A 13,379-nucleotide genomic window follows, 5' to 3' on the forward strand; every position below is an offset into this window, starting at 1 on the left:
ATGCTCTTACAAATCGGCGCGGTGGTGGCGGCAAAGGGTCAGGTCGCGCAAGGTGATACGGTTCATCGCGGGATTGTTGAAAACGAGGTCGAGCCAGATCTTGTCGATGCGGCGTTCGTTCAGCGGCAGTTTGGCCAAATCGAAATCCAGCGCATTTGAGGGGGTCGCCAAGTCCAGCGATCGCACTACAACGTCGGTGTTCGGGCCATGTTGAACATTCAGCCGTGCGGTCACGTCGAGGGGACGTTCAGCCTCAAGCAGCGCATCGACCCGCATGAGGTGCTGTCGGGTCAGACCTCGCCCTGCCTCGGGCGGTAAATCCAGAGACAAGGACAGGAAAGAGCCCGAAAACCCGAAAACCTCAAGGCTCAGCCCAAACGCGGCCAGATCCCTGTCATCCGTGTTTCGGGTCTGCCTGGCGCTGATTTCGGACAGGGGGCAATCATGGAAGATGGTCACTTGAGGATCGAATGCCGCCTTGCGTGCGACCGAAGCGATACCTGGTCGCGCCAATGGTCCACGCCACAAATCCGGTCGCCAGCACCAATCTGTGCCCAACGGTTTGGGAAACTGTTTCGAGCCAACCAAAGGCAAGCTCAACCGTTCGGTGGAGTCCTGAATCAGGCGATCCAATTGTGCCCGCAACTTGCGCGCTTCGTCGCGCTGCTGACGCAATTGAGGGATGGGAGCCTCGCCCGCACTCTGCGCGGCGCGGCGCCAGCGCGCAAAAGTCTTGCGGTGTAAGTATCGTTCAAGAATTCTGCCCATGGTCCCATCATTTGAACTTGACCATCTTTAGTCAAAGACGGTGGCAAGGATAAGACCGAATTTTTGAATTCCGAATAAATCTGCCCGCCAGTTAACGAGCTTGTGACTGGGCAGGCCCTCTCTGCGCTGCTAAAGGCGCGGCCGTTCTTGCAATCAACCGGCTCTGTGCTTACCGTCCGGCACTTGATTGCTGTGGTTCATCTGACAAGACAGCGTATCATTTTCTAAAGCAAGGCGGGGCATGGAACCCACTCTTTTTGCATTCATTTGGAAACACTCGAAAAAGCAACAGCTTGTGCTTTTGTTTCTGACGGTGTTGTCTTTCCCGTTCCTCTACGCCTCGCTTGAGCTGCCTAAACAGATCATCAACGATGCGATCGGTGCGCCCGGCGATACCGTGACCGTTATGAGCGTGACTTTCACGCAAGTTCAATACCTGCTGATCCTGTGCTTTGCCTTTCTCGCGACCGTTATCGTCAGCGGGTTGATGAAAATGCGCATCAACACGATGAAGGGGGTTCTGGCTGAACGGATGTTGCGTCGGCTGCGGTTCACGCTGATCCACCGGACGATGCGTTTCCCGAAGTCTTACTTCGCGACCACCAGTCAGGGTGAGCTGGTGTCGATGATCACGTCCGAGGCCGAACCAATGGGTGGACTGATGGGCGATGCGATTGCGCAGCCCGTGTTCCAGTTTGGTCAGATGATGACGATCGTCACCTTTCTGTTCATGCAGAGCGTATGGTTCGGGTTGGCCAGTATCGCGCTTATCCCGCTACAGGCCTGGCTGATCCCAAAGCTGCAGCGCCAGATCAACTTGTTGAACAAAGAGCGTATTCAAGAGGTCCGACAACTTAGCTCGGAAATTGGGGAAAGCGCAGCGGGGATCAGCGATCTGCGTACGAACGGCGGCTGGCGCTATCGGCTGGCGCAGTTCAGCCATCGGTTGGGGACATTGTTCGAGATCCGGTTCAAGATCTACAACAAAAAGTTCTTCATGAAGTTCCTCAACAATCTGATCACTCAGATGACACCGTTCCTGTTCTTCTCGGTCGGTGGCTATCTGGCGATCAAAGGTGAGGTGACTGTGGGCGCGCTTGTTGCGGCACTGGGAGCCTATAAAGATCTCAGCGGTCCGTGGAAGGCTCTGCTGACCTATTACAACCAGGTTCAGGATATGTCGCTGCGTTGGGAAATCGTGACCGAGCGGTTTGCGCCCGACAACATGATCCCGGAAGAACTCTTTGTCGGCGAACCTGAAACCATCCCGCACCTGACAGGAGATATTGAGCTGCACAATGTCACGGTGCGCGACGATGACGGCAAAACGATCCTCGAAGACATTGACCTGATCATTCCAAAAGGCGCGCGTGTGGCCATCCAATCCACCAGCGCGGCCGAGCGTAGTGCATTGGCGCAAGTGCTTACGCGAGAAATTTTGCCGGTTCAGGGCGATGTCATCATCGCGGGTCACGACATTCAAAAACTACATCAAACCGTGATCGCAGCGCGTATCGGCTATGCCTATTCACGCCCCTACCTGTTTGACGGTACCTTGGGTGACAACCTTTTGATGCCATTGCAGACCCATCCGCAGCATGAAGCGGATGCGAAAAAAGCACCAAGCCGGTGGCAGATCGAGGCGGTTCGCGCAGGGAACCCGCCGGATTCCTTGTCCGATGAATGGATCGACCCCGGTTTGGCAGGCCTCGAAGACATCGAGGACATTCGTGACTGGTGGTTCGAGCTGGTTGAGGCAATGGGTATCGATGAGTTTATGTTCCGGCGGACGCTGCGATCTCAGTTCGATCCGGAACAGCATCCCATTCTTGCCGGGGAAATTGTGAAGCTGCGCGATACTGTTGCGCAGAGGCTTAAGGAGAGGGGGCTGGATAGATACGTTTATCGATTTGACCCCGACCGCTTCAACCCGGCTGTGCCGCTTGGGGGCAACCTGCTTTACGCTGCGCCGTCCCATGACATCTCACCTGATATTCTGGCAGGCGATAGTCGTTTCATGCAGATGCTGCGCCACCATGATCTGGATGATGATGCAATGAGCATCGCAAGCGCGGTGCTTGAGACGTTGAACACGACGTTCGGTCGGGATGGAACCGATCACCCGCTGTTCTTGCGACTGGGCATGACCAAAGAGATGTTCCACCGACTTCTGGATATTGAGGATCGCCGCAAGGCCAAAGGGGATAGTGAAATAAGTGAGGGCGAGCGGGCCTTGTTGCTGACCGTTCCGTTCCTGCTGACTGCTGAACAGATTGGGCCGGATTTCCCGGAAGAGTACAAAAACAAGATCCTCGCAATTCGCAGCGGTCAGGCCGAGCTGTTACGGGCTTCGTTGGACGGTATGTTCATTCCGGTGACGCCCGAGACGTATATCGGACGTATGACTGCTATGGAAAACGCGCTGTTCGGACGCGTATCTTTGATGGCCGGTGCACATATGGATGAGATTGAAGACGTCGTGGCCGAAGCTATGAACGAAGCCGGCCTGCGCCGCCGCGCCGCGGCCATCATCTATGACCTGCCTTCGGGTCTGGGTGGGAACAATCTGCCGACGGTGTTTCAGGAACGCGCAGCCTTTTCGCGCGCCGGGATCAAGCGTCCCGACGTTCTGATTCTGGACAAGGCACTGGCCAGTCACGATTCGGAAAGCCGGTTGAGAACCCGGCTGAAACTGCGCGAGCTGCTGCCTGACTCGATCATGCTGTTCATGGAGGATCATTTTGCCCACCCAGAAGCCTATGATCTTTTCGTTGAGATCAAGGAAGGCCGGATCGACGGCGTTTCGCGCACGCGCCCCGAGGACGAAACCAGCGCGACAGATGATCTAAGCCGAAAGCTCAAGATCATCTCTTCGACCGAGCTGTTTTCAGGGATTGATGGTCGAAACCAACGCCTGTTGGCGTTTTCGGCCCAATGGTACGAAGCCGCTGCTGGTCAGATCATCTTTTCGCGGGGGCAGTCGGCAGACGCCGCTTACCTTTGCATTTCCGGTGAGGCCGATTTGATCTGGACCGAAGAAGGCGGCGCGGCACGGACGATTTCGGTGATCGAGCCCGGACGTCTGATCGGCGACTTGTCGGTGATTACGGGCGAACCCCGGCAGCTTGATCTGGTTGCAGTTCAGAATTGTTCCTTCCTTCGGATCGGCGCAGAAGAACTGCGTGCGGTCATTGAAAGCGACGCGGGCGTTGCCTTGCAATTGTTGCAAACGGTAGCGGGGTACCTGTCTACGTTGGCGGAACGAGCAAATGCAGCCAACGCTACATCGCTTTTTGCAGACGCCGACCAAATAGTCCGGGAACCACCCAAAAATGTTTGACGCCCAACCCGGAGCCTATTCGGCGCATCAGCGTTTGGTTGACGCCGCGCGCACCCGCCCTCAGCTGTGGCGGCTTTTGGTCGGTCTGGCCATTGTGGGTGTGGTTGTGACCGCGCTGAACTTTGTTCTGTTTGGGTTGGCGTCGACACTGGTTTCCGTCGCGTGGGCGCAATCCCTGTTGGCCGGAGCCTCGCCCACAGCGATGTTGGTTCTGCTGGCCAGTTTTGCCTTCGTCACTTTCGGAGTGTCGGTCGCCGCCCGGTCTTTGCAAGGGCGGACCTTGAGTTCCATTTGTGGCCCTTGGCGCGAAACAACTGCGCAATTCTGGACTGTGTTCAAGGCGTTATTGGTGATTGGGGTCATCGTGACCATTCTTCCACCCTACGACATGGGCGCGACCTTGACGCAGAACCTGGCCTTGTCGACATGGTTGTTGTTGTTGCCGGTATCCCTTGTTGCGGTACTGATTCAGGTCAGCGCCGAGGAGGTCCTTTTTCGAGGCTATATCCAACAAACTCTTGCAGCGCGTTTCCGTTCACCTGTCATTTGGTTGGGTGTCCCTTCGGTTCTATTTGCGGCAGGTCACTATGCCCCCGGTGCGGCTGGCGACAATGCACTGCTGGTGGCGATGTGGTCCGGGCTGTTTGGACTTTTGGCAGCGGATCTGACCGCGCGGTCAGGAACATTGGGCCCGGCTATCGCATTGCATCTGTTCAACAATATGGTTGCGCTGTTATTCATCTCATTGCCGGACAGCCTCAGCGGACTGGCTTTGTTCCTTTTGCCTTACGATATGTCGGACACCGGGATGTTGCGGCAATGGCTGTATGTTGATTTCGCAGTGATGATTGTCAGTTGGCTGACAGCACGGGTTGCGCTCAGGCGCTGATTGCATTTCTTTCCGTAGCGTCTTATTTGACGTCAAAGTCGCACAAGCCAAGGTTCCGACATGAACTGGATCACAAACTACGTCCGTCCCCGGATCAACTCGATCTTCTCGCGCCGCGAGGTGCCTGAAAACCTTTGGCACAAATGCGATGAATGCGGAACGATGCTGTTCCACCGCGAACTGGCGGACAACCAGAATGTCTGCACTCAATGCGGTCACCACATGGCGATCACACCGCGCGACCGGTTCAAACATCTGTTTGACGGCGGCATCTTCACCGAGGTCGAGGTTCCTGCGCCCAAAGACGACCCGTTGCAATTTCGCGATCAGAAGAAATATCCCGACCGGATGAAAGCGGCCCAGAAAAAGACGGGCGAGAAAGAGGCGATGCTGGTCGCCACGGGCGAAATCGGCCGGACTCCAATTGTAGCCGCTGCGCAGGATTTTTCGTTCATGGGTGGGTCCATGGGCATGTACGTGGGCAACGCCATCATCGCCGCCGCGCAAGAGGCTGTGAAGCTGAAGCGCCCTCTGATCCTGTTTTCGGCCGCTGGTGGTGCGCGGATGCAGGAAGGTATTCTCAGCCTGATGCAGATGCCACGGACCACTGTCGCGGTTGAGATGCTGAAAGAGGCGAACCTGCCGTATATCGTCGTGCTGACGCACCCCACGACCGGTGGGGTGACGGCCTCCTACGCAATGCTGGGTGACGTTCATATCTCGGAGCCGAACGCCCTGATCTGTTTTGCCGGGCCGCGTGTGATTGAACAGACCATTCGCGAAAAACTGCCCGAAGGGTTCCAACGCGCGGAATATCTGCTGGATCACGGAATGCTGGATCGCGTGACCAAACGCACCGAGATGCGGGATGAATTGATCACCATCACTCGGATGTTGATGAACCAGCCACCAGCGATCAAGGGTGACCTGCCAGCACCCGAACCCGAGGATGCCAAGTCCGAAACCCCCGCCGAAGACGCGGACGCAAAATGACCTCTCAGACATCGGACGTCATCCTTGAACGGATGATGGCGCTGCACCCCAAGATCATTGATCTGACCTTGGACCGCGTATGGCGTTTGCTGGCCGCGCTGGACAATCCGCAGGAAAAACTGCCTCCGGTGATCCATATCGCCGGAACCAACGGCAAAGGATCGACCCAGGCGATGATCCGCGCAGGGCTCGAAGGGACTGGTCTGTCGGCTCATGCCTACACGTCGCCTCATCTGGCCCGGTTTCATGAACGTATCCGCCTGGCTGGTGACCTGATCTCCGAACCCGATCTGACGGCGGTTCTGGATGAATGCTATGCCGCCAATGGTGGTGAAAACATCACCTATTTCGAAATCACTACCTGTGCGGCCCTGCTGGCCTTTGCTCGGTCCGAGGCGGATTTCACCTTGCTTGAAGTCGGGCTGGGTGGCCGGTTGGATGCCACCAACGTCGTCCACGATCCGGCGGTTACAGTTATCACGCCCGTATCCATCGACCATGAACAGTTCCTGGGTGACACCCTGGGCAAGATCGCGGCCGAGAAAGCCGGGATTATCAAACCCGGCGTACCCTGCATAGTAGGGCCGCAACACGACGAAGCGTTAGAGGTCATCGAATACACCGCCGCGCGTCTAGGCGCGCCGCTGCTGGTGCATGGGCAGCATTGGCACGTCACCCAGGAAAACGGGCGTCTGGTCTATCAGGACGAAACCGGGCTTCGCGATCTGCCACTTCCAAACTTGCTGGGCGCGCACCAAATTCAAAACGCCGGTGCTGCGCTTGCAGTGCTGCGCCACCTGGATCTTGGCGATGACGCCTATGAGGCTGCAGTAACCAAGGCCGAATGGCCCGCACGGATGCAGCGACTGAAAACCGGTCCGCTGGTTGAGCAAGCGCTGGAGGCCGAGCTTTGGTTGGATGGCGGTCACAATGCCGCTGCGGGGCAAGCATTGGCCGATCTTCTCGCGACCCTGCCTGCGCGTTCGACCCATATGATTTGCGGCATGTTGAACACCAAGGATGTGACCAGGTACCTCGCTCCGCTGGCCAAACAGGCTCATAGCCTGACGGCAGTTTCAATCCCGGGCGAGGCTGCCACGCTCAGTGCCGAAGACACGGCCGCGGCCGCCGCCAAAGTCAATCTGCCTGCTGCAACTGCTGCAAGCGTAGGCGAAGCGGTCAAGGAAATCGTGGCGAAAGACCCGCAAGCCCGCATCCTGATCTGCGGCTCGCTTTATCTGGCGGGCAACATTCTACGCGAAAACGGCTGAGCATAGGACGTCCGCCTAGCTTGATCTGGCCAAAAACACCTCGGGGGAGACGCGCGCAGCGCGGCGGGGCAGAGCCCCCTATTTTCCCCAGTCCTGATCCTGCATTTCACGCAGGCGCGATGCCGTCCGTTCGAATTCAAACGTGCCTTCGCCTTCGACATACAGCATCTCTGGCTCTGCTGCGGCAGAACAGATCAACCTAACTTTCGCCTCATACAGCGCGTCGATCAGCGTGACGAACCGTTTGGCTTCGTTGAAATTGTTGCGGGATAAGCGCGGAATATCCTCAAGAACCAGCACTTTAACCGCTTCAGCGATGGCCAGATAATCCGCCGGGCCAAGCATTCGGCCGCATAGGTCATAGAAACTGGCCCGCGCCACACCGTTACGGAATTCCGGCAGTTCAACTGCGCGCCCATTGACTTGCAGGATCAGCGGGTCTGCTGCCCCTCCAGCCAGATCGTTCCAGACGCTGCGAATGCTCGCACGGGCCTCGGGGCCGATCGGAGTGAAGTAGACAGGGGCACCTTCCAACCTGTTCTGGCGGTAGTCTGTGGGTGAGATCAGCTCCCACACCTCAAGTTGTTCTTTGATATGCGCAATAAATGGCAGGAAGAGCTGACGGTTCAGCCCGTCCTTGTACAGATCATCTGGATGACGGTTGGATGTGGTGACAACCACGACGCCCCCTGCGTGCAACAAGTCGAACAGACGACCAACAATCATCGCGTCGGTGATATCGGTGATCTGCATTTCGTCAAAGGCCAGCACACGCACGGATTTGACAACCGAGGCGGCAACCGGAGCCAATGCGTCCTCGACCCCGTCCTTCCGGGCCTTGTGCATGCCCGCGTGGATTTCCTGCATAAAGGCGTGAAAATGCACGCGGCGGGCCGGGATGTCCGCCAGCGAGTCGACGAACATGTCCATCAGCATGGACTTCCCACGTCCGACACCACCCCACAGGTACAATCCTTTGGGCGGCGGCGGCGCTTTTCGAAAGAACCCGCGCTTAGCAGGTTCCGCCAAAGCAGACCGAATGCGTTCGAAATGGGGAAGTACGGCTTCTTGCGCGTCGTCTCTGGTCAGGGTGCCTTCGGCCACCTGTTTGTCATAAAGCGAAATCAAACCCGTCATAGTCCGAGGCATACCGCCCGGCTTGCCCGTTGAAAAGCGGCCATTTATCGGACACATCAAATTTGCTTATCCGTGACCGCAAAACTCCTGAATTGACGCCTGTCTCACAGCGAGTAACTTGGCGTGCCTGACACCCCGAGGACCCCATGCCCCAGTACGCGCGCCTTTTTAACCCCATCCTGATTGTTGGGTGCATCATCATCACGGTCAGCTTTGCCGTACGCGCGTCCTTTGGCGTGTTCCAGATTCCGATCGCGGACGAGTTCGGCTGGTTCCGCACCGAGTTCTCCATGGCCATCGCGATCCAGAACCTGGCTTGGGGCATCGGACAGCCAATCTTTGGTGCGATTGCTGAAAAAATCGGGGACCGACGTGCAATTGTGATTGGAGCGCTGACCTATGCCGCCGGTATGGTCTTGTCGGCGTGGTCCGTCACGCCGTTTGAGCATCAGATGTACGCCTGGCTGGTCGGGTTTGGCATCGCTGGAACCGGTTTCGGGGTGGTGCTTGCAGTCGTTGGGCGCGCGTCATCGGACGAGAACCGCTCGATGTCGCTGGCAATTGTCACAGCTGCGGGCAGTTTTGGGCAGGTATTGGGTGCCCCAACCGCCGAGTGGTTGCTGAGTTTCATGCCTTGGCAGCAAGTGTTCATCGTCTTCGCGATCGCGATCCTTGCTCTGGTGCTGACCTTGCCCTTTATGCGTGCACCGCAGGCGGTGACAAAGGCCGAGCTTGAAGAAAGCATGGGGGAAATCCTGGGCAAGGCGTTCCGCGACCCATCCTACACGCTGATCTTCCTGGGCTTTTTCAGCTGTGGCTATCAGTTGGGGTTCATCACGGCCCATTTTCCGGCCTTCGTGACCGAAATGTGTGGACCCATTCAACCGGGTGGCGTTCTGCATTCCATCGGGATCACCAGCACGTCCGCACTTGGAGCCGTGGCCATTTCGCTAATCGGGTTGGCAAACATCGTCGGTACCTTGCTGGCAGGTTGGGCAGGAAACCACTTCCCTAAGAAGTACTTGCTGGCTGCGGTTTACACCGCCCGCACTATAGCCGCCGCAGCCTTCATCATGTTCCCGATCACGCCAATCTCAGTCGTTGTGTTCTCGCTAGTCATGGGCTCGCTTTGGCTGGCCACAGTTCCGCTGACCTCGGGGCTGGTCGCGCATCTTTATGGGTTGCGCTACATGGGCACGCTCTACGGGATCATCTTCTTCAGCCACCAGGTCGGCAGCTTCCTCGGCGTCTGGCTGGGTGGACGGATGTACGACCAATACGGTGATTACACTATGGTCTGGTGGATTGGCGTCGCGATCGGAGCGTTTAGCGCCATTGTCCATCTACCCATCCGCGAAAACCGTCCCGCGACCGCGGCTGCCTGAGCTAGCGCGCCTCGGCCTCTGTCAGCAGGCCTTCCTGCACCAGTCGGTCCGCCCACCCTTGTGGGCCCTGAAAGAGGTGTGTTTGCCACCCGCGGGTTCGCGCGGTCTCGATATTGTCGATCCGGTCGTCGGTGAACAAAAGCGTTTCGGGACGCAGGCCGCAATCTGCCTCGACCATTTCGTAGATAGGGACATGCGGTTTGACAGTTTGCATTCTGCCCGAGACATATTGTTTGTCGAACTCATTCAGGAACGGATACACCGTGGTTGCATAGTCAAAGTTCTGAACGCCGAAATTGGTCAGCGCGAAGACTTTCACGCCCTTGGCCCGCAAAGCACGCTGCAAGCGGACCGAGTGTGGGATTTCGGGCGCGGCAAGCTCGATCCACTTGTCGTGCCACATGCGGATTTCGTCGCGCCACTCGGGGTGCTTCTCGGCCCAATCATAGATCGTATCGGTGAAGTGATGGCCCTGATCGACCAAGTCGTTCATTCCATGAAGATCAACTTCCGAAAACATTGCGCGACGGCGGTTTTCGCCAATGATCCGGTCATAGTATCGCTCAGGTTGCCACTCGATCAGAACGTTCCCGATGTCAAAGATAACGGCCTTTATCGACATGTAATCCTCTATCCGTGCAATTATTGCGTGAGGCGACTGAACCAATCCCGACGGTGTTTATCAAGACACAACCGCAGCGCGCAGCGCTGCCTGGCCCAACTGCCTCAGGCGCATCTGAGATGCGGCAGAAGCAGGCGGGAGGATCAGCCTCGTTGCGCCGCTCTCAATTCGCGTTCCAACGCGTCCAGAAACCTAGACCGATCCGCCTTGCCAAAGGGTTTGCCACCTCCGCCCGCGCCCAACGGATTGGCTGCGCGCAGGTCGGCCATCAGGTCGCGCATCGCCAGTTGCTGGCCTATATTGGCTGCCGTGAACGTCTCGCCGTTGGGGCGGAGAACCCGCGCGCCGGCCTCGACACACTTGGCGGCCAACGGGATGTCGGAGGTCACCACAACGTCTCCTGTGCCGCAGCGTTCAGCAATCCACTTATCCGCCTCATCCGCGCCTTCTGCGACGATGACCACCTGCACCAACGGGTTGGCCGAGAGGCGAAGCCCACCGTTCGAGACCAAAGCTATAGGCACTTTGTGCCGCGTGGCGACACGTTCGGCCTCGGCCTTGACCGGGCAGGCATCGCCATCGACATACAGGGTCGTCACGCTTTCTTGGCCTCTTTATTGGCGGGTTCTGCGGGTTTCTTGCGCACCTTGAACTCTTCTGGGATCGGCATCCGGTTGAATGCGTCCAGACCTGCAATTTTATAGGCCTCGGCCAGCGTCGGATAGTTGAACGTATTCTGAACGAAGTAATCCACTGTGCCCTTCAGGTTCAGCACGGCTTGCGCGATGTGAATCAGCTCAGTCGCCCCTTCGCCCACGATCTGCACACCCAGCACTCGGCGGGTTTTCAGCGAAAACAGCATCTTCAGCATACCATGTTCCAGACCCATGATATGCCCACGTGAGGTTTCGCGGAATCGCGCCACGCCGACCTCATAAGGGATGCCGCGTTCCTGCAGTTCTTCCTCGGACATGCCGCAGGTCGAGATCTCGGGCACAGAGTAGATACCATACGGGTACCACGGGCTTTCTGGCAGGGTAGGGGTATCCAACGCATGGCATGCCGCCACGCGGCCCTGTTGCAGCGAGGTCGAGGCAAGCGAGGGATGCCCAATCACATCGCCGGTGGCGTAGATATGAGGGACAGAGGTCTGGTAGGTCTTGCGATCTACCTTGATCCGATTGCGATGATCGGTCTCCAGACCGACGGACTCCAGGTTCAGCGCCGAGGTCGCGCCCATACGTCCTGCAGCAAACAGCAGCATCTCGGCGCGGACGTGACGACCGTTTTCCAATGTGACCTCAACATGATCGCCTGCATCTTCGATATTTTCGACTGCAGAACCCAGACGCAGATCAACGCCGTTTTCCCGGATTTGGTGCGTGAAATCATGGATCAAGCGGCTGTCGATAAAATCAAGGAACGTCTCGCGTGGTTCGATCAGCGTCACCCGCACATCCAGCGCTGAGAACATCGTGGCGTATTCAACCCCGATCACCCCGGCACCGATCACAACCAGCGAGCGTGGAATCTCGGCCATCTCAAGAAAGTCGTCACCATCAACCACGGTCTTGCCATTGAAGGGCACGTAGTCGGGGCGATAGGTCTTGGTGCCGGTCGCAATCAGGAACTTGGCCGCCGTCAGACGCGTGGTTTCTCCAGCATCCGTTGCAACCTCAACCTCATGCGGGCCAACGAACTTCGCCAGCCCGTTCATGGTTTCCACATGGTTGCGGTTGAACTGATGTTCCAACACGTCAACCTCGTGGTCCAGCGTCATGTGCAGGCGCGCCTTAAGGTCTTCGGCCCTGATCTGATCTTTCACCCGATAGGACCGCCCATAAAAGCTGCGTTCGCGCCAGCCGGACAGGTTCAGAACCGTTTCCCGCAAGGTCTTGGAGGGGATCGTCCCGGTGTGCACTGAGACGCCACCAAACCGGTCCTTGCGGTCGATCACCAGAACGCGCCGTTTCAGTTTGCCCGCTTGAATCGCCGCAGATCGCCCCGAAGGACCAGACCCGATGATAATCAGGTCGTAATCGTAGTCGCTCATGCCTTAGTCTCCGTACAGCGCCTCGGCGTGGAATGTGATGTGGTCTTCCATGAAGGTCGACACAAAGAAGTATGAATGGTCATAGCCCGGCTGCAGGCGGAAGGTTGCCTGCTGGCGACGTTCGGCAATCGCCTGCGCCAAGGTTTCGGGGCGCAGCAGGTCGATGAATTGGTCGTTGGCACCCGTGTCGATCAGTACAGGACCATCGAAGCCCTTTTCCCTCATCATCACGGAAGAGTCGTGTTTATCCCAATGTGACTGATCGCCGCCCAGATACGCACTTAGTTGCTTGCGACCCCAGTCCGCACCGGTTGGGTTCGAGATGGGCGCAAAGGCGGATACCGAGCGGAAGCGGCCCGGCAGGTTCATGGCCAGCGTCAACGCGCCGTGGCCGCCCATCGAATGGCCCGTGATGGCCTGACGGTTGCCGTCAATCGGGAAGTTTTCGATCAAGAAAGCAGGAAGTTCCTCGGCAACATAATCCCACATATTGAAATGCGGAGCCCATGGCTCTTGGGTTGCGTTCACATAGAATCCGGCACCCTGACCCAGATCGTAATCCTCGTGGTCGGCAACACCTTCACCGCGCGGAGAGGTGTCCGGGAATACAACGGCGATGCCTTGCTCGGCTGCCCACGCCTGCGCACCCGCTTTTGTCATCGCGTTTTCATGGGTGCAGGTCAGGCCCGACAGATACCACAGAACAGGAACCGGACCATCCTTGGCCTCAGCCGGAAGGAAAAGACCAAAGGTCATGTCGCACCGGCAGGCGGACGAGGTGTGGCGGTAGACGCCCTGGACGCCTCCGAAACATGCATTTTCCGAAAGGGTTTCCATCTGGTTTTGTCCTTACGTTAGGTTTGCGCCATGGCTATAGGCACAAGGGCGATACGTAAAGCCTGAGTGCCTGCCGCAAGACAT

Annotated in this window: 11 protein-coding genes; 5 read left to right on the forward strand and 6 right to left on the reverse strand. The window is 57.6% G+C overall.

From position 1 onward, the window contains the following. Nucleotides 1-6 precede the first annotated feature (6 nt). Nucleotides 7-768, reverse strand: coding sequence for a DUF6478 family protein (locus ACR0MV_RS06710; protein WP_480701507.1), 762 nt, complete (start codon nt 766-768; stop codon nt 7-9). A 241-nt stretch (nt 769-1,009) separates the two neighbouring features. On the opposite strand from ACR0MV_RS06710, the gene ACR0MV_RS06715 reads away from it, so the two are divergent. Genes ACR0MV_RS06715 through ACR0MV_RS06730 form a run of 4 tightly spaced genes read left to right on the forward strand, consistent with a single transcriptional unit; the run spans nt 1,010 to nt 7,261 of the window. After that, entirely contained in the window at nt 1,010-4,108 is a 3,099-nt protein-coding gene (locus ACR0MV_RS06715; RefSeq protein WP_480701508.1) for an ABC transporter transmembrane domain-containing protein, read from the forward strand. Beyond that, a complete protein-coding gene (locus ACR0MV_RS06720) occupies nt 4,101-4,997 on the forward strand; it encodes a CPBP family intramembrane glutamic endopeptidase (protein ID WP_480701509.1) in 897 nt (298 codons plus the stop codon). Before ACR0MV_RS06715 ends, ACR0MV_RS06720 begins: the two co-directional genes overlap by 8 nt. Nucleotides 4,998-5,057: 60 nt before the next feature. Continuing rightward, a complete protein-coding gene (accD, locus tag ACR0MV_RS06725; protein ID WP_480701510.1) occupies nt 5,058-5,990 on the forward strand; it encodes an acetyl-CoA carboxylase, carboxyltransferase subunit beta in 933 nt (310 codons plus the stop codon). Beyond that, nucleotides 5,987-7,261 (forward strand): bifunctional folylpolyglutamate synthase/dihydrofolate synthase, encoded by a 1,275-nt coding sequence (locus ACR0MV_RS06730; RefSeq protein WP_480701511.1) that lies wholly within the window; start codon nt 5,987-5,989, stop codon nt 7,259-7,261. Before accD ends, ACR0MV_RS06730 begins: the two co-directional genes overlap by 4 nt. 78 nt (nt 7,262-7,339) lie before the next feature. Here the strand turns inward: ACR0MV_RS06730 and zapE are convergent, their stop codons facing one another. Then, nucleotides 7,340-8,398, reverse strand: a complete 1,059-nt coding sequence (zapE, locus tag ACR0MV_RS06735) for a cell division protein ZapE (protein ID WP_480701512.1) — start codon at nt 8,396-8,398, stop codon at nt 7,340-7,342. Nucleotides 8,399-8,544: 146 nt separating this feature from the next. Here zapE and ACR0MV_RS06740 point away from each other — a divergent pair, with 146 nt between their 5' ends. Next, nucleotides 8,545-9,783: an MFS transporter gene (locus tag ACR0MV_RS06740; RefSeq protein ID WP_480701513.1), complete on the forward strand. Its 1,239-nt coding sequence runs from the start codon at nt 8,545-8,547 to the stop codon at nt 9,781-9,783. Between the two features lies 1 nt (nt 9,784). Here the strand turns inward: ACR0MV_RS06740 and ACR0MV_RS06745 are convergent, their stop codons facing one another. The 4 genes from ACR0MV_RS06745 to fghA all read right to left on the reverse strand — a co-directional run bounded on the left by ACR0MV_RS06745 (nt 9,785) and on the right by fghA (nt 13,295). Further along, complete coding sequence (locus ACR0MV_RS06745; RefSeq protein ID WP_480701514.1) at nt 9,785-10,405, reverse strand: HAD family hydrolase; 621 nt, start codon at nt 10,403-10,405, stop codon at nt 9,785-9,787. Between the two features lie 143 nt (nt 10,406-10,548). Beyond that, nucleotides 10,549-11,004: a YaiI/YqxD family protein gene (locus ACR0MV_RS06750; RefSeq protein ID WP_170423463.1), complete on the reverse strand. Its 456-nt coding sequence runs from the start codon at nt 11,002-11,004 to the stop codon at nt 10,549-10,551. After that, nucleotides 11,001-12,458, reverse strand: coding sequence for a Si-specific NAD(P)(+) transhydrogenase (gene sthA / locus ACR0MV_RS06755; RefSeq protein ID WP_170423465.1), 1,458 nt, complete (start codon nt 12,456-12,458; stop codon nt 11,001-11,003). The genes ACR0MV_RS06750 and sthA overlap by 4 nt, the downstream gene beginning before the upstream one ends. 3 nt (nt 12,459-12,461) lie before the next feature. Beyond that, nucleotides 12,462-13,295 carry an S-formylglutathione hydrolase gene (gene fghA / locus ACR0MV_RS06760; RefSeq protein ID WP_480701515.1) on the reverse strand — a complete coding sequence of 278 codons (834 nt, stop codon included), beginning with the start codon at nt 13,293-13,295 and terminating at the stop codon, nt 12,462-12,464. Nucleotides 13,296-13,379: the final 84 nt, after the last annotated feature.

The organism is Ruegeria sp. BC3 (assembly GCF_056539265.1).

Coding starts and splice junctions, on each gene's coding strand:
- ACR0MV_RS06710 (WP_480701507.1), bottom strand. CDS start 768: ATGGGCAGAATTCTTGAACGATACTTACACCGCAAGACTTTTGCGCGC.
- ACR0MV_RS06715 (WP_480701508.1), top strand. CDS start 1,010: ATGGAACCCACTCTTTTTGCATTCATTTGGAAACACTCGAAAAAGCAA.
- ACR0MV_RS06720 (WP_480701509.1), top strand. CDS start 4,101: ATGTTTGACGCCCAACCCGGAGCCTATTCGGCGCATCAGCGTTTGGTT.
- accD (WP_480701510.1), top strand. CDS start 5,058: ATGAACTGGATCACAAACTACGTCCGTCCCCGGATCAACTCGATCTTC.
- ACR0MV_RS06730 (WP_480701511.1), top strand. CDS start 5,987: ATGACCTCTCAGACATCGGACGTCATCCTTGAACGGATGATGGCGCTG.
- zapE (WP_480701512.1), bottom strand. CDS start 8,398: ATGACGGGTTTGATTTCGCTTTATGACAAACAGGTGGCCGAAGGCACC.
- ACR0MV_RS06740 (WP_480701513.1), top strand. CDS start 8,545: ATGCCCCAGTACGCGCGCCTTTTTAACCCCATCCTGATTGTTGGGTGC.
- ACR0MV_RS06745 (WP_480701514.1), bottom strand. CDS start 10,405: ATGTCGATAAAGGCCGTTATCTTTGACATCGGGAACGTTCTGATCGAG.
- sthA (WP_170423465.1), bottom strand. CDS start 12,458: ATGAGCGACTACGATTACGACCTGATTATCATCGGGTCTGGTCCTTCG.
- fghA (WP_480701515.1), bottom strand. CDS start 13,295: ATGGAAACCCTTTCGGAAAATGCATGTTTCGGAGGCGTCCAGGGCGTC.